Raw genomic sequence first — 25,762 nt, 5'->3', positions numbered from 1 at the left:
GCCACAGGATCGTCGGAACTCGACGAAATCGGGCCTCAGTCGACGCCGGTCAACGCTCGTATACGTTTGCCTCCGGCGCAACCGGTCGATAACTCTCCGTAATCATCTTTGTTCCGACGGAGGGGACATCATGAACGACCACCCGCACCACGACCACGAGGACGCCGACCACGAGCACGAGCTCGACTGCGCCTCCGAGGCCGCCTGTGGTCCCGGCCACTGCCACGACCACTCGGCTCACTAGCACGACACCGCGTCCGGGCGGACCGCCCGGACGCGGCGCTGATCAGGCGGGTCAGATCAGGCGGGTCCGATCAAGCAGGGCGGGCGCTCTTGGGGCGCATGTCCGTCCAGACCTCCTCGATGTGGGCGAGGCACTCTTCCTTGGTGCCCTCGAACCCGTCGGGGTGCCAGCCGTCGGGGATGTCCCGGCCGGTCTGCCAGATGGAGTACTGCTCCTCGTCGTTGCGGACGACCAGGTGGGTCACGGCGCGCTCCTTGCGGTGATCAGGGTGTGCGTGGGGGAACGGGTCAGGTCGGTTCGGGTGACGTCGGCGGCGCCGGCCTCGCGGAGCCAGCCTTCGAGCTCGTCGGCGGTGTAGAGGCGGCCGCCCTGGGTGAGCCACAGGTTCAGCGCGAAGCCCTCGGTGAAGGCCTGGTCGGCCACGCCGCCGCGCGGGGCCGTCGTGGTCTCCAGGATGTGGACGTCGCCTCCCGACGCCACCGCCTCGTGGACGAGGCCGCGCGCACGGGAGCGCGAGAAGCCGTGGACCACGTTGAACAGCAGCACGTGGTCGTAGCCGTCGAGGACCAGCGGCTCCGCGAGGTCGGCCTCCAGCAGGGGCAGCTCGCACGGGGTTCCCGGCAGGTCGACGACGACCGCCGAGAGGCCGGGCGTCCGGTCGAGGAAGGCCTGGGCGAACACGCCGCGCCCGCCGCCGACGTCGGCCAGCCGTCCGGGGGTCATCGGGATCAGCTCCACGACCTCCTCGGCCAGCCAGCCCGCCAGGCCCGACTGGAGCTGGTGGAAGACGGCCAGGTCAGCGGGGCGGGCCGACAGCCAGCGGTAGAAGTCGGCGCGGGGACGGCCGGTCGCCAGGCCGTCGTAGAGGTCGCGCCAGAACTCGCCGATGATGGCGCCCCACAGGCGCAGCGGGGTGGCCCAGCCCGAGCCGGTCCACATCGCGGTCGCGGTGAAGACGTCGTCGTGCCGGGCGAGGTAGCCGGTCGTCGTCAGCAGGTCGAGCAGGAGGGTCAGGCCCTCCTCGTCGGCCCCGGTCGCCTTGGCGAGCTCGGCGGCGGTGCCGGGCAGCGCGTCGAAGACGCCCAGCCGGACCGCCGCGTCTGCGGCGTGGAAGGACATCGCGCCGACGAGGTCGGTCGACGGGCCTGGGTCATGCGGTGGCAACGGCATCGGGCACCTCCTCGGTCTTCCTCGGCGCGGGCTCGCGCAGGAACAGCACCCGTACCGCGACCAGGAGCAGGATCACGGCGTCGGCCAGGATGACGAACGCGATCCCCCGGCCCTCGCCGGTGCCGATGAGCGAGCCGGCGCTGGAGGCGAGCGCGCCGCCGGGCGAAAGCCACGGCCCGGCGACGTGTTCGGCCAGCGGCCCGGCCAGCAGGTAGGCGAACGGCGAGGCGATGCCGCCGATGGAGTGCACCGTGCCCAGCACGCGGCCGAGGCTGTCGGGTTCGATGCCCGACTGGAGCACCGCGTTCCCGGAACCCTGCACGACCGGCAGCGTGAACAGGAACGCCGCCGCCGCGAAGGCCACCACCCACGGGTCGGGGCGCACGGTGTGCAGGACGAGGAACAGCGACCCGAGCAGCATGAACACGCCCATGCCCCGGATGCGCCTCTTCGGCCCGCCCCACACGCCCATCACCAGGCCGCCGAGGAAGACCCCCGACCCGCCGGCGAACATCAGCGCGCCGAGCACGGCCGGGGAGCCGAACGACAGGATGAGCGGCTGCACCAGCACCCCGGCCACGGCGAAGCAGAAGTTGTACGCCGTGAACGTCAGCGTCAGCGACATCAGGTCGCGCCGCCGCCGCAGGTAGTGCCAGCCGTACGCCAGGTCCGCCAGCGGCGCCCTGGCCGAACCGGCGCCGGGGGCCTTCACGACCGACGCGGGCAGCTTCACCACGACCAGCGTCGTCACCGCCACCGCGAACGTCACCAGGTCGAGCACCAGCACCCCGGCCATGCCGATCGCGCCGAGCAGCGCGCCGGCCGCCAGCGGGGCGGCGATCTGGGTGGCCACGGTGATCTGCATGAGGCCGTTGGCGCGGGCGAGGTGGCGTTCGGGGATGAGCAGCGGCGTCATCGCCTGGTAGGTCGTCATGTGCAGCGTGCCGCAGATCGCGCCGACCAGCGAGCCGAGGCAGATGTGCCACACCTGGAGCGCGTCGTTGTAGAGCAGCAGCGCCTGCGCGCCGGTCGACAGCGCCACGACGCAGTCGCTGACGATGAGCACCCGCCGCCGGTCGAACCGGTCGACGATCACCCCCGCGAACGGGCCGACCAGGATCGCGGGCAGCAGCCCCGACAGCATGACCAGCGCGAACAGGGTGGTCGACTCGGTGTTCTGGTAGACCCAGACGCCGAGCACGAAGCCCGTCAGGCTCGAACCGACGCCGGAGACCAGCGACGACAGCCAGACGATGCCGAATCTCACGAGGTCAGGCACATCGCCTCCACGTAACGCCGGATGAGCGCCCGGTCGGCGGGCGGGCAGGTGATCCCGGCGGCGGCCAGCACCCCTCGGGTGCGGGAGCAGTCGAACCACGGCCGGGGGAAGGCCGGCCGGTCCTCGGGCAGTTCGGTGACGAACGCCGCCAGCGGCAGGTCGGGCAGCCCGTCGTGGACGGCCGCCCGCCACTCCTCCCAGGCCACCAGCCTGACCCCGAGGGCGGCGGCGATCTCCGCGTAGGTGATCGTCGCCTCGTTGAAGTAGTGGTGGTCCTCCCCCGCGCCGGTCAGGACGTGGTGGACGATCGCGTCGGCGACGTGGTCGACCGGCGAGACGTCCTCGTCATAAGGCATGTCGGGGGCCATCCCGAGCCGGGTCATCGTGGCCAGCAGGCGGCTGAAGTAGTCGCCGTCGTTGCCCCATCCGGTGCGGCTGTCGCCGCCGATGCGGGCCGGGCGGTGGATCGAGACGGGGACGCCCCGCTCCCGCGCCCGCGCGACGAGCCGGTCGGCGACCCATTTGGTCTGGTTGTAGCCGCCGCCCAGCCCGGCCGGGTCCTCGGGCACGTCGGCCTCGGTGATCCGGCGGCTCTGGTAGGCCTTGCCGAGGTGGACCCCGAGCGTCGAGACGTGGTGGACCGGGACGCCCCCGCCCAGGGCGGCCAGCCGGAGGATCTCCAGCGTGCCGCCGACGTTCACATCCCTCAGGCGGCTGTACGGCTCGGCGAAGTTGATCAGCCCTCCGTTGTGGCAGATCACGTCGACCCGGTCGGCCAGCGCGGCGAAGTCGGCCTCCGACAGGCCGAACCGGGGCGACCCGAGGTCGCCGGGGACGCCGACGACCGGCGCCTCCGGCAGCCCCTGCGCGGCGAACCCGGCCCGGACGCGGGCCTCGGCGGCGGCCGGGGTGTCGGCCCGGACCAGGCAGAGCAGTTCCGAGACGGGGGCCAGGCGGGCGGCGAGATGGGCGCCGAGGAACCCGGTCGCTCCGGTCAGCAGGACCGTCGTGCCCGGACGTTCCCTGACCCGGGCGGCCCGGGTGACCTGGATGTCGGCGGGCAGCACCGCCTCCACCAGCAGGTCGGGCTCGTCGGACGTGGCGCGGGTTCCCTCGATCGTCGCCGCGAGTTCGGCCAGGTCGGCCGTCTCGAACAGGGCGCGCAGCGGGAGCGCGACGCCGAGCCGGTCCTTCAGCGCGGCCAGCACCCGGGCGGCCAGCAGCGAGTGCCCGCCGAGCTCGAAGAAGTTGTCCCGCCGCCCGACCCGCCGGTCCCCCGCGACGACGGCCGACCAGACCTCGGCCACGGCCTGTTCCGCCGGGGTCCGGGGCGCCTCGTAGGGGGTCGACACGGTGACCTCGGGCAGCGCCGCGGTGTCGACCTTGCCGTGGCTGGTGCGGGGGACGGCGTCCAGCGCCACGAACACGTCGGGCACGAGGTAGTCGGGCAGGCGTTCCCGCAGCCAGGCCCGCAGGTCCGCCTCGCCCGTGACGTAGGCGACCAGCCGGTCGCCGGCCGAGGTGACGTGGGCGTCGCCGACCGCCGGGTGGGCGGTCAGCGCGGCCTCGACCTCGCCGGGTTCGATGCGGTGGCCCCGGACCTTGAGCTGCCGGTCCTTGCGCCCGGCGAACTCGAAGGTCCCGTCGAGCCGCCGCCGGACCAGGTCGCCGGTCCGGTACATCCGCGCCCCCGGGACACCGGAGAACGGATCGGGCCCGAACCGCTCGGCCGTCATCCCCGGCTGGCCCAGGTAGCCCCAGGCCAGACAGTCGCCGGCCAGGTGGAGCTCGCCGTAGACGTTGTCGGGGGCGAGCCCGCCGTGACTGTCCACGACGTAGGCCCGCACGTGCGGCAGCTCGGCGCCGATCGGCAGGTGCAGCAGGCCGACGGGCTCCGAGGCCGTGTACGTGGTCGCGCACACCGTCGCCTCGGTCGGCCCGTAGTGGTTGACCAGCGGGGTGCCGGTCGCGGCCAGCCACGACGCGAGGGCCGTGCCGGGCACCGACTCGCCGCCGACCATCATCAGCCTGACCGGCCAGTCGATCTCCCGTCCGGCCAGCTCGTCGGCCCAGCGACGCCAGAGGGAGGCCGCCGTGTCGACGGCGGTGACGCCGTGGCGTTCGACGAAGGCCAGGAGTCCGTCCGCGTCGAGCCGGGCCGGTTCGGGGTGCAGGACCAGCGCGCCGCCCGTGGTGAGCACCGGGAACAGGTCGCCCACCGACGCGTCGAAGGTCAGCGGCGGGATCATCAATACCCGGTCGGCGGCGGTGAGGCCGTGGACGTCCACGAAGGCCCGGGTGAACGCCCGCAGCGACTCGTGCCCCACGGCGACGCCCTTGGGCGTGCCGGTCGAGCCCGAGGTGAAGATGACGTAGGCCAGCGAGCTGGGTTCCACCGGGGCGTGGTCCCGGGGGTGGAAGCCGTCGCGGTCCACGACGCCGACGGCGTTGGCCGCCGTCAGGAGGCGCTCCACCCGTTCATCGGGGTGGCCGGGGTCGAGCGGCAGGTACGCGCCGCCCGCCTGGAGGATCCCCACGATGGCGGCGACGGCGTCGGGGCCGGTCGGCAGGCGTACCCCGACGACGCCGCCCGGGGGCAGCCCGGCCAGGTCGAGGGCGGCGGCCCGGCGGAGCAGCTCCCGGTAGGTCACCGTCTCGGTGTCGGTGATCACCGCCGGTTCGTCGGTGGGCCGGATCTCCCATTCCGGGGCGGCGGCCCGCACGGGCGCGGGCCGGTGGACCTGGAGGGGCACGTCCCACATGCCCTGGTCGGCGTCGGCGACGGTGGCGCGCAGGACGGTGACCATGTGGTGGCCGATCGCGTCGATGGACGCCGCGTCGAACAGGTCGGTCGCGTAGTCGATGTGGACGCCGTCGCCCTCCACCACCACCGTGAGGTCGAACCGGGCCGGCGGCGCGGACAGCTCGTAGGCCACGGCGGACAGGCCCGGCGCGACCTCGACGGCCCCGCCGGGCTCCCCGGTCACCAGCATGACCTGGAAGACCGGGTTGTGGCTGAGGTCGCGCCGCCCGCCGGTCAGCTCGACGACCGCGTCGAACGGCAGCGTGCGGTGGTCGAGCGCGCTCATGGTCGTCTCGCGGGCCAGCCGGACCACCTGCCGCAGCGTCGGGTTGCCGGTCAGCCGGGTCCGCAGCGCCACGGTGTTGACGAACATCCCGGCCGTGCGTTCCAGCTCGGGCAGCTCGCGGTCGCTGACCGGGGTGCCGATCACCACGTCGTCGGTGTCGGCCAGCCGGGCCAGCACGACGTTCAGCGCGGCCAGCACCGTCATGAACACGGTCGTCCGGTTGCCCTGCGCCCACGCGCGCAGGGCAACCGCGAACCCCTCGGGGTAGACGACCGAGCGCCGGACGCCGTCGAACGTCGGCCGGGCCGGGCGGGGGCGGTCGAGCGGCAGGTCGAGCAGCCCGCTGGCGCCGGCCAGCCGCTCGGCCCAGAAGGCCCGGTCGGCCGCGCCGGTGTCGCGGGCGGCCAGCCAGGCCGCGTAGTCGGGATACTGCGCCTGTACGGGGGCCAGGCGCTCCCCCCGGTAGAGGGCGTAGAGCTCCTCGAACAGGATGCCGGTGGTCTCCCCGTCGCACACGATGTGGTGCCAGCACATCGCCAGGACGTGGCCCGCGCCGTGCGGGATCAGCAAAACCCGCATGAGCGGCGCCCGGGAGAGGTCGAACCCGCCGGCGAGGAACTCCGGGATGGTGCCCTCGTTCGAGAAGGGCACCTCGACCTCGTCCAGGACGTGCTGGAAGGGCACCCCGTCGCGGACCACGATCGCGGTCCGCAGCGCCTCGTGCCGAGCGGCCAGTTCGTCGATGGCCCGTCTCATCCTGGGCACGTCGAGGTCGCCGGTCAGCTCGTGGGCGGCCCAGCAGAGGTAGCGGTCGCCGTCGAACCCGGCCTGGTCGAGGAACCAGAGCCGTTCCTGCGCCGGGGCCAGCGGCGCGTCGGCTCCCGGGGCGCGGCGCGGGATCCCGGCCCGCTGGGCCGCGACCCGCGCCATCCGTTCGGACAGCCTGCTCACGAGGGCACCACGTCTTTCAGGTGGGCGGGCACGTGGTCGCCGAAGATCGCGCGGTACGCCGACACGTGCTCCTCGCGGGAGGTCAGGAACGGCAGGTCGGTGGTGACCATGTGCCGGACGACCAGCATCGGGACCGGCGCGTCGAGCGGGCGCATCAGCGGGTTCCACAGGCCGCCCTTGTCCGGCGGGCCGTCGTGGAACTCGCCGACCATGACGCCCGCGGTGACGTGCCGGTTCTTGAGGATCTCCTGGGCGTCGTCGATCAGGCCGAGCCGCTGCCTCGCGTCCGGGAACAGCACCAGCACGGCGGTGTGCATCGAGTCGGCGATGGACCGGGGGGCGAGTTCGCCGAACCACTGCCGGTAGGGCTCGACGGCGGCCACCACCTCCTCGACGGTCTCCGGCCGTCCGGGGCGGACGGCGAGCAGGAAGCGGCCCCGGTCGATGGAGCCCTGGGCCCAGGGGCAGACCGGGCCGCGCCGGCCGAGCTCCGGGTGCGGGCGGCACAGGTACTCGCGCGCCCACTTGGTGACCACGCGGAGCTGGCGGATGTACATGGCGCCGAGGGGGTGGAGCGGGCGGCCGCTCTCGACGTCCTTGACGTCGAACAGGCGTAAGGTCGGCTCGTCGGGGTGGGTGATCACTTCTGGTGCCTCCTGTCGCGGCGCCAGAGGAGCGCGACCGCCAGCCCCACGGCCGCCGTCATCCCTCCCGCGCGGACGATCCTGTCCTGCGTTCGCGCACGCCGCAGCGCCTCGCCGTACGGCATGGTGGTGTGGCTGACCATCGTGTAGAGCGGTCGCCACATGTCGGGCAGCAGTCGGCTGAGCACGGTGTCCACCTGCTTGCGGGCCAGGTGGAGCGGGGAGCGCAGCCGGTCGCGGAGTTCCAGGAAGTTGTCGGCCGACAGGTCGGCCAGCACGTCGGTGTGCGGTTTCCTGCGCCGCTGGTAGGCGGCGAACGCCGCCTCCATGTCGCCGGGCCGGGCCTCGACGCACTCGGCGAGGACGACGCAGTCCTCGAACGCCGAGTTCATGCCCTGCCCGTAGAAGGGGTAGACGGCGTGGCAGGCGTCGCCGATCAGCACCACCCGGCCGCTCTCGTGCCAGCGCGAGGTCCGCACGGTCACCAGGTGGCCGATCGGGCTGCGGGCCAGCTGTCCCGGCAGGTCGGGCAGGTCGGCGGCGGGGAGCACGCCCTTGACGTAGGCGGCCAGGTCGGGCCGCTGGAGGTCGGCGTGGTCCATGAACAGCGTGCAGGTCAGCGACCCGTCGATGTTGGGGTGGGCGACCATGAGGCCCTGCTCGCCGGGCCAGACGTGGAGCGCTTCGAGCCGCTCGGTGAACGGCAGGTGCAGCTCCTTGTAGCCCCACGGCAGGAACTCCTGCCGGAAGTCGGCCGGTCGTCCGCGCAGGAGTTCGGAACGGACCGTCGAGAACGCTCCATCGGCGCCGACGATCACATCGGGGGTGATCGTCTCGCCGCCCGCCCGGAACGACGGGCCGTCCCTGTCGATGTCGCTCACCGGGGTCTCGAAGAAGAACCGCACCCCTTCGAGCTTCTCGGCGTGCTCCACGAGGGTCCGGCTGAGGGCGTCCCGCCGGATCGAGTAGAGGATCTGGCCGGGGTCGCGCCCGTACGGGTGGAAGAACGGCCGCCCCTCCTTCGGGTGCACGTAACGGCCGCGCATCGGCACGGTGTGGGCCCGCACGGAGTCCCACAGCCCCGCTCCGCGGAGCGCGCCGATTCCCCGGGCCGACAGGCCGAGGTTGATCGAACGCCCTTCGTCGGGCGGCGCGACCCGGGGGTCGGCCCGGCGTTCGTAGACGTCGACGCGGTGGCCCTGCCCGGCCAGGTACACGGCCAGCAGCGAACCTGCCAGCCCCGCACCGACCACCGCGAAATGGATGTTCAGGTCGTCGCGCATGCGCGCTCGGCCTCCTCCAGGATCTCGTCGACCGCCGCCGCGAATTCCGCGACCGTACGGCTGGCGAACAGGGTGCGCACCGGGACGACCAGGTCGACGGCCCGGCGGATGCGCGCCACCACGCGGGTGGCGAGCAGCGAGTGCCCCCCGAGGGCGAAGAAGTCGTCGGTGATCCCCACCCGGGGGACGCCGAGCACTTCGCCGAATATCTGGGCGACCAGCTCCTCGGCGTCGGTCCGGGGGGCGACGTACGCCTCTCCGGCCACGTCGGGAGCGGGCAGCGCCGCGCGGTCGAGCTTGCCGTTCCGGGTCAGCGGCAGCTCGGGCAGCGGCACGATGTGGCCCGGCACCAGGTGCTCGGGCAGGGTGCGCCGCAGGTGGGCGCGGAGATCATGGAGGAGGTCGCCGCGGAGGTCGCCGAGGGCCGGGTCGCCGGTGACGTAGGCGATAAGGGCCCCGTCGAGCGCGATCACGGCGGCGCTCCGGACCGGGGGGAACGCGGTCAGCGCGGCCTCCACCTCGGCGGGCTCTATCCGGACACCCCGGATCTTGACCTGGTTGTCGAGGCGGCCGAGGAACTCCAGGTCCCCGTCGGCCCTGACCCGGGCGCGGTCGCCGGTGAGGTAGAGGCGGGTGCCGGGCGCGGGGACGAAACGTTCGGCGGTGAGGCGCGGCCGGTTGAGGTAGCCCCAGGCGACGCCCGCGCCGCCGATGGCGAGTTCGCCGGGGATCCCGGGCGGGACCTCCCGCTGCCGGGAGTCGAGGACGCGGACCGTGGTGCCCGCGATCGGGCGGCCGATCGACGGCTTCCCGTCGCCGAGGTCGCCCGCCGTCGCGATGACGGTGGCCTCGGTCGGGCCGTAGGTGTTGACCAGGCGGACCCGATCGCCGAACCGCGAACGCCAACGCTTGACCGCCGACGCGGCGACGGGGTCGCCGCCGAGAATGACGAGCCGAAGGTTCGGCGGCCATGCGATCTCGTCGATCTCCTCGACGAGGGCATGCCAAAAGGAGGTCGGCAAATCGAGCAAGGTTACTCGAGCCCCTTCGGAAGTGGTCAGGAAATCCGGCAGGGTGCGCCCGCCATTGGGCAGCATCACGACCGTAGCCCCCGCTTCCAAGGATGGGAAGATCTCTTCCACGTGGGCGTCGAATCCCAGCTCCGCGAATTGCACTATCCGGTCGCCGGGCTGCAGGTCATAGGCCTTGCGCATCCAGGAAACGCGTTCCGATACGCTTTGACGATCGATCATGACACCTTTGGGCAGACCGCTTGACCCCGACGTGTAAATCACATAAGCGGGTAAGGAATGGTCGGAGATCGTTGTCAGAATGGCCCCGCTCAAATCCGCGGGCCGCACCGCCGCAATTCCCTGAACGTCGGCGGCGTCCGTCACCAGAATGCGCGCGCCGGCGTCTCCGATCAAGGCGGAGATCCGGGCGGCGGGAAGCGCCGGATCGACCGGCAGATAGGCCGCCCCGGCCCGCCAGACGGCCAGCAGCACCGGCACCAGATCGAGGGTGCGCCGCAGGCCGACCCCGACCACGTCACCGGGCCGCACCCCGCGCGCGGCCAGCCCCGACGCCATCCGCGCGGCGCGTTCACCCAGCTCCCGGTAGGTGAGCTCGACGCCGTCGCAGGCGACCGCCGGGGAGTCGGGGTCGATCCCGGGCGGCCGGGCGGCCTCGGGTTCCGGCCCGGCCGGGAGCATGTCGAGGGCGCGGAAGTCGAGGGCGCAGAACAGGTCGAGATCGCCGCACGGCTCGGCCGGCCGGCGCGCGGCGTCGGCCAGCAGGCTCTCGAAGCGGGCGGCGAAGCGCTCGGCGGTCGCCCGGTCGAAGCGCCCCTTGTCATAGGTGAGGACGAGGCCCGTCTCGGTGGGGCCCTGGTAGACGTCCAGGGCCAGGTCGCATTTGGCCGAGGCCAGGCCCGAGTCGTGGATCTCGACGTCGAGGTCGCCCAGGCGGGGGCGTTCGGTGGTCGTCCGGGTGTACTGGAACATCGCCTGGAACACGGCCCCGCCCGGCACGTCGCCGTGCTCGAACGAGCGCAGCACCGCGCCCCGGGCCCGGCGCAGCGCCTCGGTGAACGGCGGGTCGTCGGCCAGGCCGGTGCGGAGCATGGCCAGGCCGGTGAAGTAGCCGACCAGCCCCTCGGTGTCGACCCGGTCGCGGCCGAGGATCGGGGTGGCGACGCAGACGTCGGGCTGGGCGGCGTGCCGGGCCAGGAAGACCTGGAAGGCGGCCAGCAGGACCATGAACAGGGTCGCGCGCTCCCTGCGGGCCAGCGTCTCCAGGTCGCCGACCAGTTCCTTCGGCAGGGTCGCGAAGATCTGGCCGCCCTCGCCGGTCGCGCGGGGCCGGTCGCCGGGGAGGTCCAGCACCGGCAGGCCGCGCAGCTCCTCGGCCCAGTAGTCCGGGTGGGAGCGCTCCGCGCGGGCGACGTGGTCGGCGAAGGTGATCGGCAGCGGCGGGAGCGCGCCCCCTCGGTAGAGGGTGTCGAGTTCGCGCAGCAGCACGTCGACCGACCATCCGTCGGCGGCGATGTGGTGGACGACCAGGCAGAGCACGTGGTCGTCCGGCGCGGTCTCGATCAGGGTGAACCGGGCGACCGGCCCGGCGGCCAGGTCGAACGGCCGGTTGGCGCGTTCGGCCACGGCCGCCCGGACGTCGGTGGTGCTGATCCTCTCCAGGGCCGGCCCGGCCGGGGTGACCAGCCGGACCGGATTCCCGTCGTCGTCCTCCACGTAGCGCCCGCGCAGCACGTCGTGCCGCTCGGTGATCGTGGTGAGCGCCGCCTCCAGCGCCCTCTCGTCGAGGCGGCCCCTGATCCGCAGGGCCACCGGCATGTTGTACGACGCGTCGGCCGGGTCGAGACGCTGCAGGAACCAGAGTCGCCGCTGCCCGGCCGACAGCGCATTCACCGTCCGTTCCGGCGATCGGCGACGTCGGCGGCGATCCCGGCCACGGTCGGCACGTCGAAGAACACGTAGAACGGCACGTCGACGCCGAGCCGGTCGTGGACGCGCGCGGCGATCCTGGCGATCGTCAGCGAGTGGCCGCCCAGCTCGAACAGGCTCTCGTCGTCGCCGATGTGGTCGAGCCCGAGGACCTCCTCCCAGATCTCCCGCACGACCTCGACCGTGTCGTCGGCCACGAGGTCGCTCTCCTCCGGCACGAGGACCGGAGCGGGCAGCGCGGCCCGGTCGAGCTTGCCGTTCGGGGTCAGCGGCATCCGGTCCAGCGCCACGAACGCGGAGGGGACCATGTAGGCGGGCAGCACCCGCGCCGCCTCCCGCCGCAGGTCACCGGCCGCGCCGACCGTGTAGGCGACGAGCTCCTCGTCGTGCACGGCCACCGCCGCCTCCCGGGCGTGACCGAGCAGCACGGCCTCGATCTCGCCCAGTTCGACCCGGTGCCCCCGGACCTTGACCTGGTCGTCGGTCCGCCCGAGGAACTCCAGCCCGCCGTCCCTGACCCGGACGCGGTCGCCGGTCCGGTACATCCGCGCCCCCTCCGCGCCGAACGGGCACGGCAGGAAACGCTCCGCCGTCAGCGCCGGACGCCCCAGGTAGCCCCGGGCCAGCCCCGCCCCGGTGATGAACAGCTCCCCCGGCACGCCCGCAGGCACCGGCCGCAGGTCGTCGTCGAGCACCAGCAGCCCGGTCGCGGCCAGCGGCCCGCCGATCGAGATCCTCGCCGGGTCGGGCGGGATCTCCGCGATGGTGGACCAGATCGTCGTCTCGGTCGGCCCGTAGACGTTGAACAGCCGGGCCACGCGCGGCCGCAGTCGGGCCGCCAGCGGCAGCGGCAGCGCCTCCCCGCCGACCAGCGCGGTGACGGGCGCCTCGAACCCGGCGTCGGCCAGCAGCCGCCAGGTCGAGGGGGTGGCCTGGACGTGGGTGACGCCGTGGGCCGAGACGAGCGACCGGAGCGCCGCGCCGTCGCCGCCCTGGGCCTCGGTCGCGATCACGACCCGGCCGCCGGTGATCAGCGGCAGCCACAGCTCCAGCCCGGAGATGTCGAACGACAGCGACGTGACCGCCAGCCAGGTGGCCGAGGGCCCGCTGCGGGTCTCGTCGCGGATCGACAGCAGCAGGTTCGTCAGCGCGGCATGCCCGACCTCGACCCCCTTGGGCTTTCCGGTGGAGCCGGACGTGTAGATCACATAAGCCCGGTCACCGGGAGCCTCCGCCCGCCTGGCCGCCGGCGGTCCGTCGAGCTCCACCCTCACCGGTCCGGCGAGGTCGCCGTCCGCGTCGGCGAGCAACGCCGAGGCCCCGGAGTCGGCGAGGACGTAGTCGAGCCGTCCGGCGGGGTAGGCCGGGTCGAGCGGCAGGTAGGAGGCCCCCGCACGCCAGATCCCCAGCACTCCGGCGACCAGCCGCTCCGACCGCTTCGCCGAGACGGCCACCAGGTCGCCGGGGCGTACACCCGCCTGCTGGAGGCGGCCCGCCACGGCGTCGGCGCGGTCCATGAGCTCGCGGTAGGTCAGCCGCTCCTCCCCGACGACCGCGACGGCGTCGGGGGTGCGGGCGGCCTGGGCGGCCACCAGGTCGGGGACCGGAGACGCGCCCGGGAAGGCACTGCCGGACCAGAGACCCACCGGCTCCTCGGTCACCGGCAGCGCACGCAGCGGCGTCGCCGGGTCGTCGGTGACGTGCCGCAGGACGTCGAGCAGGTGGCCGGCGATCCGCTCCGCGTCGGCGCGCGGCATCGACGCGGGCGGGAACTGGAGCATCACGCCGAGCCCGTCGGGCCCGTCGACCAGGTGGAGCCGCAGGGCGTTGCGGGCGACGTGGTTGAACACCACCCACTTCACCTCGGTCGTCAGGCCGGGGAACTCGGGCGGCGCGATCCGCCGCCGGTAGGTAAGGGAGACCGGCGCGAGGGCGATGCCCGGTTTGGTCCCGGGCGCGGCCCGGCCGAGCGGCACCTCGCGGACCCGGTAGAGCTCCCGCAGGCCCGACCTGACCGCGCGGGCGAACTCCGTGAACGGCGTGTCCGGACGGGGATCGGAGGCGAACGGCAGCTCGTTGACGTGGACGCCGACGCGCTCGCCCGCCCCTGCCTCGCGGGTGCCGAGGTCGAGGGCGGTGACCGGCACCGCGTTGCCGTACCGGAACAGCAGCGCGTGGACCGACGCCACGACCAGCTCGAACCGGGTGACCCCCAGCTGGGTGGCGGCCTTCTCCAGGATCGGGTCGGTGACGGACAGCTCCACCGCCTCGCCCGGCTGCACCGCCTCCTCGGGCCGGTCGAGCCCCGGCAGCACGACGTCGGGGAACTCCGTCGGCCGCCCCGACCAGTAGGCCCGCGCGGCCGGCAGCCCCTCGGCGACCCGGCGCGCCTCGGCGGCCAGGTCGGCCGGTTCCGGCGCGTGGACCGGGAGGGCGCCGCCGTAGAGACGGGCCAGGTCGGCGACGAAGACGTCGGTCGACTGTCCGTCGAAGACGAGGTGGTGGGCGACCACCAGCAGCTCGTGCTCGGCCGGGCCGAGAGGGAACAGCGCCATCCGGGTCAGCGGCCCGGCGGCCAGGTCGAAGGGCCGCAGGATCACCTCCCGCCGGGCCTCCGGTAATCGGCCGGGATCGGTCTCGATGATCTCGAAGGGCACCGGCGGCCCTTCGAGCTGGTAGGGGGCGCCGGACTCCTCCCGGACCGCCGCCCGCAGGGCGGGATGCAGGGTGACCACGCCCGCGCAGGCGTGGCGCAGCGCGTCCACATCGAGCTCACCGGAGAACCGGATCGCGAAAGGCATGTGGTGGACGGCCCCCGCGCCGCCGAGACGTTCGTTGAACCAGATGCCGCTCTGCGGCACCGAAAGTGGTACTCGTGACATTACCTGCCCCAACGCTTCGCTTATTTCGTGAGTATGACCAGAAATTGCGTTCACTTGCTAGATACTTGTGAGGAATCGTTCGGTCTGATTTACTCCCCTTCCGACCGTCTGCTGTACGCGGAAGAGGTGGGCCCATGACCGCGACCCTCCCCCACTTACTTCGAGCGAGGGCCGTCGAACATCCGGACAGAACCGCCCTGATCAGCACAGACGGCCGGGAACTCACGTTCGGCGAATGGGACGCGGCGGCCGACTCCGGGGCACACGCCCTGCTCGGCAAGGGCTTGCAACGGGGTGACCGGGTCGGTCTGCTCTTTCCTAACGATCAATGGGTGGATTTCGCCGTCACCTGCATGGCTGTTTTGCGGGCCGGTGGCGTCGCGGTTCCGCTGTCCGCCCGGCAGTCGGCGGCGACCCTGAAGGTGATGACCGACGACTGCGCGGCCCGCTGGGTGCTGACCGGGCCTCTGTCCGGCTCGGGCGTCCCGGACGTGGAGCTCTCCCCGGACGACCCCGCGCAGATCCTCTACACCTCGGGCACGACCGGGCAGCCGAAGGGCGTCATGGCCACCCACGCCAACCTGGCCTGGGGACACGCCGAGAAGCCCGCGTTCCGGGCCTTCGGCCACTCGGCCCACTTCCTGCACGCCTTCCCGATCGGCACCAACGCGGGCCAGATGATGCTGGTCAACACGGTGACGGCCCATCCGGCGGCGGTCGTGGCGGCCAGATTCGACGCGGCCGAGTTCTGCGGATTGATCGAGAGGTTCCGGATCGGGACGGTGTTCGTGGTGCCCGCGATGGCGACCGAGCTCCTCGACTCCGGGGTGTGGCGCGACCACGACCTGTCGAGCGTGGTCCTGCTGAGCTCCTCGGCCGACGCCCTGCCGCCCCGGGTGGCGGCCGGCCTGCCGGAGGCCTTCCCCAAGGCCATGATCGTCAACTACTACACCTCGACCGAGGCCGTCCCGGCGCAGACCACGATGATCGTCGACCCGCGCCGCCCCGACTCGGTCGGCCGCGCCACCAGCCGGGGCGACCTGATGATCGCCGACGAGGACGGCGTCCCGCTGGCGGCCGGCGAGGTCGGCGAGGTCTGGCTCCGCGCCCCGGCCGCCCAGCGGACCTACTACGGCGACCCCGGGACCAGCGCGAAGACCTTCAAGAACGGCTGGACCCGGATGGGCGACCTCGGCCGCCTCGACGCCTCCGGCTACCTGTACCTGGTGGGCCGCGAGAGCGACGTCATCAAGTCGGGCGGCCTGAAGATCTCCCTCCCCCAGGTCGAGTCCGCGATCCGGGCCCACCCCGAGGTGGCCGACGCAGCCGTGGTGGGCCTCCCCCACGCCACGATGGGCCAGATGATCGCCGCCGCAGTCGTCCGAAAGTCGGCACGGACAGAACAGTCGGCACTCGTTTCGCGGACGACCGAATCAGCCGCCGGCTCTACGAAAGCCGTCACATCCGTCGATATCTCCCCGCAAACGCCCGCGTCGGGCAGCGCAGCACCCGGCCACATCGCTCTGGAAGCGCCCGCCTCGGGTGGCGCAGCGTCGGGAGAACTCGCATCCGGCGACGGTCCTCCTTTCGCCGACCGGTTGCGCGCCTTCCTGCATCAGCGGCTCGCCCGCAATGAGGTGCCCTCGCGTTACGTCTTCGTCGACGCGCTCCCCCGCAACGAGCTCGGCAAGGTCGTCAAGGCCGAGGTTCGTTCGCTGTTCAGCGTGGCCAAGCCCTCGGGCAGGCCGCTCACGAGCGAGGAGGAGATCGCGCTCGGCCGGTTGTGGACGGGGGTGCTCGGGGTGCCCGCGACCAGCGCCGACGACGACTTCTTCGCGCTCGGCGGGGACTCGCTGCGGGCCGCGCAGCTGGCCGCGCGGGTGACGGAGAGGTTCGGGGTCCCCGTCGAGGGGAAGTTCGCCTTCGACCGGCCCGTGCTGGCCCATCAGGCCGTCCAGATCCGTGACGCCGTCTCCACCGCCGCTGGTGACGACGACGTGGTTCTGGAGGACGGCGCCCTCTCCGGAGTGCAGGCCCACTGGTGGCGGTGGATGCACGCCTCCGGGGAGCGGCGCCACATGCCGCCCGTCCACGTCGCGGTCCGGGTCCCGGGCGGGCTCGACCTCGGCGTCCTCCGCCGGGCGGTGGCGGAGCTGGTGCGGCGGCACGACAGCCTCAGGACCGTCTTCCGCGACCCGGGCGTGGGGCCGGTCCTGGAGACGATGGACGTCCCGATCGCCGTGCACCGGCGCGGGTCGGAGGAGGAGGCCGCCGAGCTGGCGGCCGACCGGGTCCGCGCGCCCTTCGACGTCGAGAACGGGCCGCTGCTCCGGGTGGAGGTGATCGAGCTGCCGGAGGGGTGCGTGCTGGTCGTCTCCGTCCACCATCTGGTCTTCGACGGCGGGTCGGCGACGGTGCTGCTGCGGGAGCTCGGGGTGCTCTACTCCGCGATCCGGCACGGCGCGTCGTCGCCGCTGCCCCCGGCGGTGCCCTACGGCGACGTGGTGGCGTGGGAGCGCCGGGAATGGGCGCGGCACCGCCCGTGGTGGGAGGCGACGCTGGCGGGCGCTCCGACATCGCTGGAACGCCTGCCGGGACGGGCCCGGGACGTGCGGCTGTGCGCGGCGGACGCGCACCACTTCGCCGTCCCCGACGTGCGGGACCTGGCCCGGTCACGCGGGGCCACGGTGTCGATGGTCCTGGCGGCGGCCTGGGCGCTGACGCTGGGCGCGTGGGCGCGGGCGCCGCGGCTCGTGCTGGCCAACCCGGTCAGCGGCCGGGCGCGGCCCGGGTTCGAGAACGCGGTCGGCTGCCTGTTCCGGTGGAACCTGATCGCGGTCCCGGGCGTGGGAGCGCTGCCCGACGTCATCGACCACGTCCGGCGGGAGTTCCTCGCGGCCTCCGAGCGCCAGTTCCACGACTGGGGGCACCTGCACTCCCTGGTGCCGTTCCCCGCCTACTTCCGGTTCGAGAGCTGGGGGCACCCCGCCCACCTGCCGGGCGTGCCGTCGGAGGAGTTCGCCGTCCCGGCCGGTCCCATCATGGAGTGGACGCTCCCCGACGACGACCCCGACCTGCACCCGCCGGAGATCCTCATCAGCGAGTCCCACGACGGGACCCTCCGCGGCCAGCTCATCTACAACCGCCACGCCTACGAGCCCACCGCCATCGCCGATTTGGCCGCCGACTTCATCGAGAAACTCACCTGGCCATGAGGGTGGCCCAGCGGGACTGGGCCACGGCGAGCATGACGCCGCCGAACACCACCAGGTAGGCGGCGTTCAGCAGCAGGCCCGGTCCGACCTCGCCCAGCGCCAGCCCCCGTGACAGTTCGATGGCGTGGTAGAGCGGGAGCGCTTCCACCAGCATCCGCACCCAGTCGGTGTAGACGGTGACGGGGTAGAAGGTCGTCGCGAACAGGAACATCGGCAGCATGACGAGCTGGACGTACTGGAAGCTGTGCCAGCCCCGCGCGTAGGCCGCCGCGGCCAGCCCGGCCGCGCCGAAGGCGAAGGCGGTCAGCAGGCCGGCCGGGACGGCGAGGATCACCAGCGGCGAGCGGGCCAGGCCGAACACCACGATCACCGCCAGGAAGCCGACGCCGGTGATCAGGGCGCGCAGCACCGCCCAGAGCAGCTCCCCGGCGACCATGCCGCGGGTGGTCACCGGTGTGACCAGCAGCGAGTGGTAGTAGCGGTCGAAGGCGAGCTTGCCGTACACGGTCTGGGTGGTCTCCTCCAGGGCGCTGTTCATCATCGCCGTCGCCAGCAGGGCGGGCGCGACGAAGGCCGCGTACGGCACGTCGACCCCGGGCACCCGCCCGACGAGCGCGCCCACGCCGACGCCGAGGGCGAGCAGGTAGAGGATCGGCTCGTACACGGAGAACAGCGCCATCGTCCACGGGGTGCCGCCCTTGTGCACCCACACGTTGCGCAGCACGACCAGATGGGCGCCGCCGGCGGCCGGGAGCCTAGACATAGAGCACCTTCCGGAAGGTGGCCCGCCCGACCAGCACCCCCGCGACCGCGAGCGCGCCCAGGTAGGCGACGTGCAGCAGGGTCATGCCGGGGGTCGCGGTGCCGAGGGCCAGGGATCGGCACAGGTCGGCGCCGTGCCAGAGCGGGAGGGCGTACATCAGCGACTGGAGCGCGGCGGGGAGCTGCTCGACGGAGAAGAAGGTGCCGGAGAACAGGTACATCGGCATGACGACGAACCGGAACACCGTGTTCAGGCGCGGGAAGTCGGTCACGGTCACCGCCCAGGCGGCGACGACGGTCGCGGGCGCGACACCGGTCAGGGTGGCGGCCGGCAGCACCGCGAGGGCCGTACCGGCGGAGGAGAAGAGCCCGAAAGCGGCCATCACCAGCACGAAGGCGAGCGCTCCCACGAAGACCCGCAGCCCGATGAACAGCAGGTGCCCGCCCATCACCGCACCCGGTGACAGCGGCGTCGCGACGGCGGTCTGGTAGACCCTCTCGCGCCCCCGCGCCGTCGCCACCCCGAACCCGGCGTCGATGAACGCGTTCTGGAACGCGGCGGCGGCCAGCATCCCGGGCGCGAAGAACTCCAGATACGGCACGCCCTCGACGTCGCCCCGGACCAGCGAGCCCAGCCCGGCCCCGATGGCCAGCAGGAACAGCAGCGGGTTGGCGACCGAGACGACGATCGTGCCCTGCCAGGTCCGGCGGTAGCGGAACAGCCAGTAGGCGAGCGCGCGGGACATCAGTCGGTCAGCGATCGGCCGGTGAGGCGGAGGAAGACGTCCTCCAGCGTGGCGCGGCGGACCAGGGCGGTCAGCGGCTGGAGACCCAGCTCGGTCACCCGCGCCTGGACGGCGTCGCCGTCGTCGGCGTAGCAGAGGAGGCGGTCGGGGAGGACCTCGACGTCGCCGCCCAGCTTGTCGGCGGCCTGCTGCTGCTCCCCGGGCGGGAAGCGGAGCTCCAGCACCTCGCGGGTGACGTGGCGGTCGATCAGCTCGCGCGGGGTGCCCTCGTCGGCGATCAGACCCTTGTCCATGATCACCAGGCGGTCGCAGAGCTGCTCGGCCTCGTCCATGTAGTGGGTGGTGAGGATCAGCGTCACACCGGAGTTCTTCAGGCGGAACAGGCGGTCCCACAGGATGTGGCGGGCCTGCGGGTCGAGGCCGGTGGTCGGCTCGTCGAGGAGCAGGATCTCGGGGTCGTTGACGAGGGACCGGGCGATGGTCAGCCGTCGCCGCATGCCACCCGACAGGTGCTCGACCCGCTCCCCCGCCTTGTCGGCGAGCTGGGCGAACTCCAGCAGCTCGGCGCTCCTGGCCCTCATGTGCTTGAGGGAGAGCCCGAAGTAGAGGCCGTACACGATGAGGTTCTCGCGGACGGTCAGCTGCAGGTCGAGCGCGTCGTCCTGGGGCACCACCCCGAGGCGGGCCCGTAACTCGCGGCCGTGCGTGACCGGGTCCTGGCCGAGGATGCGCAGGCTCCCGCCGCTCGGCTGGGAGACGCACGCCAGCATCCGCATCGTGGACGACTTCCCGGCCCCGTTGGGCCCGAGGAACCCGAAGGCCTCCCCGCGCTCCACCTGGAACCCGATCCCGGCGACCGCCCTCACGTCGGTCCCCGGGTAACCCTTCTCCAGCCCTGAGGCCTCGATCAGTGCCATGGTTGATCCCCCGTTGGCGCGGGCCCGTGACCGGTTTTACTGGGCAGATTCCAGGCGCGAGCCACGGCCTGCCTCCGGCAGACCGCGTCTCGCGCTTCCCACGAACGGTCACGGACCCGAGATGAAGTGCCCCCGTCAGCGCAGCCAGACGGCGGTGTCGGCGGGCAGTCGGTCGCCGTCGAGAGGGCCGCTCGACAGCAGCACCTCCGTGTGCGGCGGCAGCGGCGCGGCCTCGGCGCCCAGGTTGACCACGCAGACCAGGCCCGACTCCCGCTGGAAGGCGAGCACGTCGGCGCGGGAGTCGCACCAGGTCAGAGTGCCGTCGCCGAGCAGCTCGCGGCGTAGCCCGAGGGCCGTGCGGTAGAGGGTCAGCATCGAGCCGAGGTCCTCGCGCTGGGCCTCGACGGTCAGCTTGTTCCAGTCGGCGGGCTGGGGCAGCCACGGGTCGCCCGTGCCGAACCCGAAGGGCCTCTCCTGGCCCGACCACGGGAGCGGGACGCGGCAGCCGTCGCGGCCCGGCACGGTGTGGCCGGAGCGCACCCACATCGGGTCCTGCCGCAGCTCGGCCGGGATGTCGTCGACCTCCGGCAGGCCCAGCTCCTCGCCCTGGTAGATGTACACGCCACCGGGCAGCGCCATGGCCAGCAGCGCCGCCGCCCTGGCCCGGCGGTAGCCGAGCTCCAGGTCCGACGGGAAACCGTCACGGCGGGCGCCGTGGTCCCAGGAAGTGATCTCGCGGCCGTAGCGGGTCACCACGCGGGTCACGTCGTGGTTCGACAGCACCCACGTGGGCGGCGCGCCCAGCGGGGCGTGGGTCTCCAGCGTCGTGGTGATCGAGTTCCGCAGCGCGTCCGGCTCCCAGGGGGCGGCCAGGAAGTCGAAGTTGAACGCGGTGTGCAGCTCGTCGGGCCGCAGGTAGCGGGCGAAGCGCTCCTGGTCGGGGAACCAGACCTCACCGATGAAGATCCGGTCCGTGTACTCGGTGTCCGCCAGGGTCCGCCAGCTCCGGTAGATGTCGTGCACCTCGGGCAGGTCGGTGTAGCCGTCGGGGTCGCCGCCCTCGAAGTTCTTCACCAGCACGGCCGCCGAGTCGATCCGGATGCCGTCTACGCCGCGGTCGAACCAGAAGCGCAGGACCGAGTGGAACTCCTGGTGGACCTCCGGGTTGGTCCAGTTGAAGTCGGGCTGCTCGGGCGCGAACAGGTGCAGGTACCACTGCCCGTCGGGCACCTGGGTCCACGCCGGGCCGCCGAAGATCGACTTCCAGTCGCCGGGCTCGTCCCGGAACCAGAAACGCTCCCGCTCGGGTGAGCCGGGGCCGGCCGCCAGCGCCGCCTTGAACCACTCGCTCTGGTCGGAGTGGTGGTTCGGCACGACGTCGATGATCACCTTGATGCCCAGCTCGTGGGCCTCCGCGATGAACCTCTCCGCCTCCTCCAGGTCGCCGAACGACGGCTCGATGGCCCGGTAGTCGGCCACGTCGTAGCCGCCGTCGGCCATCGGCGAGGGATACCACGGGACCAGCCAGACGGCGTTGATCCCGAGGTCGGCGAGGTAGGCCAGGCGGCTGCGCAGACCGGCGAGGTCGCCGATGCCGTCGCCGTTACCGTCGGCGAAGCTGCGCAGGTAGACCTGGTAGATCGCGGCCCCCCGCCACCACGTTTCGGGCATGCTGGAACAACTCCTTAGGCTTTATTGGAGAGTGGGCGACACTGGCGACAGGGTCAGCCTTTGAGACTTCCCGCCGTCAGACCGGCCATGATGCTGCGCTGGAACACCAGGAACACCACGATCGCCGGGATGCTCGCGATGAAGAGAGCGGCGATCAAGACGTTCTGCGGCATCTGAGCCGAAAGCGAGGAGATGCCGACGCTGATCGACATCTTCTCGCTGTCCGGCAGGACCAGCAGCGGCCAGACGAAGTCCTTCCAGACGTTGACCACCGCGAGGATGGAGACCACCCCCAGGATCGGCCGGGAGACCGGAAGGACCACCGACCAGAGGATACGCATCGGTGACGCGCCGTCGATCTGGGCGGCTTCGAGCAGCTCCCGCGGGATCGAGTCGAAGAACCGCTTGAGCAGGAAGATGAAGAACCCGTTGGCCGCCGCGGGCAGCCAGATCGCCCACGGGGTGTTCAGCAGGCTCCACCCGAAGACGGGCAGTTCCACGGCCGACAGGTAGGCCGGCAGCAGGATCACCATCGGGGGGATCATCAGCGTCGAGAGGATCAGCGCCAGCACGACCTTGCCGAACATCGGCCGCAGCTTCGACAGCGCGTAGGCCGCCGCCACGTCGAACGTCAGCGTGAAGAACCAGGCGCCGGCCGCGTAGACCAGCGTGTTCTGCAGGAACAGGCCCAGGTCGAGCAGGTCCCACGCCTCGGCCCACACCCCCCAGTTGAGCTCCTGGGGGAAGAAGGTCGGCGGGATGGTGGCGAGCTCCTCGGGCGACTTCATCGCGCCGGTGACCATCCAGTACAGCGGGAACACGAACGCCAGCGTGAACCCGACGACCACGAGGGTCAGGACGGTCCAGTAGACGATCTTCCCGCGTCGGGTGGTCAGGGTGTGGGGCGACACCAGGCCGCGGAACTGCTGGGGCGCTTCCTTCTTCTTCCTGCGGTGTCCGCGGTGCCTGACCGGAGGCGGGGTGTCCTTCACGGCCTTGATCGGCCGCTGGACGGTGCTCTGCGACATCGGTGTTCCTCCTCTCTGCCGGTCTCGGCTAGGTCTGGTCGCGCGAGACGCGCAGGTAGAAGGCGGAGAAGACGATGAGGACGAGCATCAGCATCAAGCCGAGGGCGCCGCCGCCGCCGAAGTTCCCGAAGCTGAAGGCGTACTGGTACATCAGGTACGCCACCGTCACGGTCGCGTTCTCCGGACCGCCGCCGGTCAGCAGGAAGGGTTCGATGAAGACCTGCATGGTCGCCACGATCTGGAGCAGCAGCATGACCAGCAGGATCAGCCGCGTCTGCGGGATCGTGATGTGCCACACGCGCTTGAACAGGCCCGCGCCGTCGAGCTCGGCCGCCTCGTAGAGCTCGCTGGGGATGCTCTGGAGGGCCGCGAGGTAGATCAGCGTGCCGGTCCCGAGGTTCATCCAGGTGGAGACGATGACGAGCGAGGGCAGGGCGGTCGTGGTCGAGTCGAGCCAGGCCAGCGGGGGGATGCCGACCACGCCGAGAACCTGGTTGAACAGGCCGGAGCCCGGGTCGTAGAACCACTTGAACAGCAGCACCGCGACGGCCGGCGGGAGCATCACCGGCAGGTAGACGATCAGCCGCAGGTAGCCCTGGGCGTGCCGCAGCTCGTTCAGCACGACCGCGAACACGAACGGGACGACGTAGCCGAAGACCAGCGCCAGCAGGGTGAAGATCCCGGTGTTCACCCAGGCCGAGACGAAGGCCGGGTCACTGAGGACGGTGCGGAAGTTCTCCAGGCCGACCCACTCCGTCGAGTTCACGAAGTTGGTCTTCTGGAAGGACAGGATGAACTCCCGGACCATCGGGATCCAGGAGAAGAACGCGAAGCAGATCAGGGCCCCGGAGAGGAAGCCGTAGGCCGTGAGGTTCCGGCTCACCGCGCGCCGCAGGGCCCCGGGGGGACGCCGGCGGGCGCCCTTCGCGGAGAGTGTCGTCATCGGTTTGCGCTCACAATCTCAACGTGACTATCGGGGGCCGGCCCTGCGACCGGCCCCCGAACTTCGGGTCAGCCCGCTGCCAGCAGCTTGTTGACCTTCTCTTCCGCGTCCGCCAGCAACTGGTCGATGTTGGCGTCCTTGCGCGTCAGGACCGCCGACATCGGGGTGTCGAGGATGGCGTAGATCTCCTGGGCCTTGGCCGGCTCCAGCTTGAAGGTCACCGACTTGGTGCCCTCGACGTAGGGGGCGAAGTGCTCGGTCGGGACGTTGGCGTTGGCCTCACGGTCGGCCTGGATCTTGGCGCCGGGGGCGGCCGAGCCGTACAGGTCGGTGAGCGGCAGGCCGGTGGGCAGGCCGTCGGCCTTGTTCCGGGCGTAGTCGAACTGGCCCTGGCCCGGGGTGAGGAACTTGTACTCCAGCCACTTCAGACCGGCCTTGATCTGGTCGGGCGTGGCCTTGGCGTTGAACATGTAGCCGTCGCCGCCGGACAGCGACTGGGTCGACTCGGGGAGCGCGGTCACGCCGTAGTCCTCGAACTTGCCCTTGAAGTCGTTGTTCACGGCCTGGACGACGTCGGGGGCGCCGATCATCATGCCGAGCTTGCCCGAGCCCATCATCCGCATGAGGTCTTCCCAGCGGAGCAGCTGCTTGGTGCCCATGCTGTTGTCGTCCCACCGCATCTTGCGGAGGTTCTCCAGCACGGCCTTGCCCTCGGGGCTGTTGAACGCCGCGGTCTTGCCGTCCTCGCTGGTGATCGCGCCGCCGCGGGCGTAGATCGACGAGGTGAAGTGCCAGCCGCCGGTGTTGCCCGCGGAGTACTCGCCGAAGCCGACGTAGCCGGCGCCGAGACCGGCGATCTTCTTGGCGGCGTCCTGGACTTCGGCCCAGGTCTTGGGCGGCATGTCCGGGTTGAGACCGGCCTGGGTGAACAGGGCGCGGTTGTAGACGAGGCCGGTCGCGTAGTTGGTGCGCGGCACGCCGTAGGTCTTGCCGCCCGACTCGAAGACGCCCTTGACGTCGGGGCGGATCTCCGCGAAGGAGGGCGCCTCGCTCAGGTAGGGCGTGATGTCGGCGGCCTGACCGGCGCCGATGATCCGGGCGGCGTCGGTGTAGTAGACGTAGAACAGGTCTTCCATCTGGCCACCGGCGAGCTTGGCCTGGAAGGTCTCAGGAACGATGCAAGGGAAGGCGTCCTTGCTCTCGATCGTGATGTAGGGGTACTTCGCCTGGAACGCGGTGACGTCCGCGTCCCACTGCGCGCGCTCCTTGGGGTTCGTCTTCGGAGGCTGGCAGCCCACGCTGATCGTCACGGGCGCGTTCTCGGCGGCGGCGGGAGCCGAGCCGCCGGAAGGGTTGGCGGCCGGCGGAGCCGGGGTCTCTTCGGAGCCACACGCCGCGGCGGCGAGGGCGAGCCCCGCCACGGCCAGCAACGTCGCGAATTTACGGGATTGCATCAATGATTCCCTCCTGCCGTGGCCAACCACGACACCTTGAGAGCACCTGTCCGTCTGGCAAGTTCCGGAACGAGCCCCCCGAAGGCCCGATCGATGAAGGTGGAGTTACGAGTCCGCTTCGTGTTACCGGTTGCGAGAAACATACAGAGACGAACATTGCCTAGCAAGAGTCCGGTACTCAAGATGCAAAAAAGTGACAGTGCGGCGCAGTGAACGTGCTTGAAACAAGAACCCGCAGGTCGCGGAGGCGACCTGCCTCGATGGTCGCGCGCAGGACGCTGTCATGCTTGAGACATCTCTTGACAGGTCCATGACCGTTCCAGTCAAACACCGACCAGGGTCCGCAAACAAGTTCCTGTCAGTACGCACGGAATCGACGATCAGATGAACTGGAACGACCCTGGTGAGGGTCGGATGCGGATGGAGTGTCCGGGAGTTCCACGGTTCGGGCGACGAACTGCGTCGACAGTCGCCGCCCGTCGGCTCGGAACAGGCAGGGCCCGAGGGGCCGTCCGCGGATGGTG

At 71.8% G+C, this 25,762-nt stretch carries 16 protein-coding genes; 1 reads left to right on the top strand and 15 read right to left on the bottom strand.

Going from position 1 to position 25,762, the window contains the following annotated elements; all coding sequences use genetic code 11:
* Positions 1 to 314 precede the first annotated feature (314 nt).
* From AW270_RS26955 to AW270_RS26920, 8 genes are read right to left on the bottom strand one after another with little or no spacing between them, the layout of a single operon-like run.
* Entirely contained in the window at positions 315 to 488 is a 174-nt protein-coding gene (locus AW270_RS26955) for an MbtH family protein (protein WP_061298890.1), read from the bottom strand.
* A complete protein-coding gene (locus AW270_RS26950) occupies positions 485 to 1,414 on the bottom strand; it encodes a methyltransferase family protein (RefSeq protein ID WP_082801866.1) in 930 nt (309 codons plus the stop codon). The genes AW270_RS26955 and AW270_RS26950 overlap by 4 nt, the downstream gene beginning before the upstream one ends.
* On the bottom strand, positions 1,395 to 2,693 hold the full coding sequence (locus tag AW270_RS26945) for an MFS transporter (RefSeq protein WP_061298888.1): 1,299 nt from the start codon (positions 2,691 to 2,693) through the stop codon (positions 1,395 to 1,397). The genes AW270_RS26950 and AW270_RS26945 overlap by 20 nt, the downstream gene beginning before the upstream one ends.
* Positions 2,678 to 6,733 carry a non-ribosomal peptide synthetase gene (locus AW270_RS26940; RefSeq protein ID WP_061298887.1) on the bottom strand — a complete coding sequence of 1,352 codons (4,056 nt, stop codon included), beginning with the start codon at positions 6,731 to 6,733 and terminating at the stop codon, positions 2,678 to 2,680. Before AW270_RS26940 ends, AW270_RS26945 begins: the two co-directional genes overlap by 16 nt.
* Positions 6,730 to 7,377, bottom strand: a complete 648-nt coding sequence (locus AW270_RS26935; protein WP_061298886.1) for a DUF6875 domain-containing protein — start codon at positions 7,375 to 7,377, stop codon at positions 6,730 to 6,732. The genes AW270_RS26940 and AW270_RS26935 overlap by 4 nt, the downstream gene beginning before the upstream one ends.
* Complete coding sequence (locus AW270_RS26930) at positions 7,374 to 8,660, bottom strand: FAD-dependent oxidoreductase (protein WP_061298884.1); 1,287 nt, start codon at positions 8,658 to 8,660, stop codon at positions 7,374 to 7,376. The genes AW270_RS26935 and AW270_RS26930 overlap by 4 nt, the downstream gene beginning before the upstream one ends.
* A complete protein-coding gene (locus tag AW270_RS26925; RefSeq protein ID WP_061298882.1) occupies positions 8,645 to 11,584 on the bottom strand; it encodes a non-ribosomal peptide synthetase in 2,940 nt (979 codons plus the stop codon). The genes AW270_RS26930 and AW270_RS26925 overlap by 16 nt, the downstream gene beginning before the upstream one ends.
* Positions 11,581 to 14,502 carry a non-ribosomal peptide synthetase gene (locus AW270_RS26920; RefSeq protein ID WP_061298880.1) on the bottom strand — a complete coding sequence of 974 codons (2,922 nt, stop codon included), beginning with the start codon at positions 14,500 to 14,502 and terminating at the stop codon, positions 11,581 to 11,583. The genes AW270_RS26925 and AW270_RS26920 overlap by 4 nt, the downstream gene beginning before the upstream one ends.
* A gap of 134 nt (positions 14,503 to 14,636) precedes the next feature.
* Here AW270_RS26920 and AW270_RS26915 point away from each other — a divergent pair, with 134 nt between their 5' ends.
* Positions 14,637 to 17,717: an AMP-binding protein gene (locus AW270_RS26915; protein WP_082801865.1), complete on the top strand. Its 3,081-nt coding sequence runs from the start codon at positions 14,637 to 14,639 to the stop codon at positions 17,715 to 17,717.
* On the opposite strand, the gene AW270_RS26910 is transcribed toward AW270_RS26915, so the two are convergent.
* From AW270_RS26910 to AW270_RS26880, 7 genes are all read right to left on the bottom strand, one after another.
* Positions 17,704 to 18,480 (bottom strand): ABC transporter permease, encoded by a 777-nt coding sequence (locus AW270_RS26910; RefSeq protein WP_061298876.1) that lies wholly within the window; start codon positions 18,478 to 18,480, stop codon positions 17,704 to 17,706. The two genes, AW270_RS26915 and AW270_RS26910, sit on opposite strands and share 14 nt — an antisense overlap.
* Complete coding sequence (locus AW270_RS26905) at positions 18,473 to 19,225, bottom strand: ABC transporter permease (RefSeq protein ID WP_061298874.1); 753 nt, start codon at positions 19,223 to 19,225, stop codon at positions 18,473 to 18,475. Before AW270_RS26905 ends, AW270_RS26910 begins: the two co-directional genes overlap by 8 nt.
* The gene (locus AW270_RS26900; RefSeq protein ID WP_061298872.1) at positions 19,225 to 20,142 is read right to left on the bottom strand and encodes an ABC transporter ATP-binding protein; all 918 of its coding nucleotides are present in this window, start codon (positions 20,140 to 20,142) and stop codon (positions 19,225 to 19,227) included. Before AW270_RS26900 ends, AW270_RS26905 begins: the two co-directional genes overlap by 1 nt.
* A 135-nt stretch (positions 20,143 to 20,277) precedes the next feature.
* Positions 20,278 to 21,813: a glycoside hydrolase family 13 protein gene (locus AW270_RS26895; protein ID WP_061298870.1), complete on the bottom strand. Its 1,536-nt coding sequence runs from the start codon at positions 21,811 to 21,813 to the stop codon at positions 20,278 to 20,280.
* A 53-nt stretch (positions 21,814 to 21,866) separates the two neighbouring features.
* On the bottom strand, positions 21,867 to 22,841 hold the full coding sequence (locus AW270_RS26890) for a carbohydrate ABC transporter permease (RefSeq protein ID WP_082801864.1): 975 nt from the start codon (positions 22,839 to 22,841) through the stop codon (positions 21,867 to 21,869).
* Positions 22,842 to 22,869: 28 nt separating this feature from the next.
* A complete protein-coding gene (locus AW270_RS26885; protein WP_061298868.1) occupies positions 22,870 to 23,784 on the bottom strand; it encodes a carbohydrate ABC transporter permease in 915 nt (304 codons plus the stop codon).
* 68 nt (positions 23,785 to 23,852) lie between these two features.
* A complete protein-coding gene (locus AW270_RS26880) occupies positions 23,853 to 25,238 on the bottom strand; it encodes an ABC transporter substrate-binding protein (protein ID WP_063819355.1) in 1,386 nt (461 codons plus the stop codon).
* Positions 25,239 to 25,762 lie beyond the last annotated feature (524 nt).

The organism is Herbidospora cretacea (assembly GCF_001570605.1).
Lineage (GTDB): Bacteria > Actinomycetota > Actinomycetes > Streptosporangiales > Streptosporangiaceae > Herbidospora > Herbidospora cretacea.
Note: the sequence above shows the minus strand (reverse complement) of the source record. Positions and strands in the feature narration are given on the sequence as shown.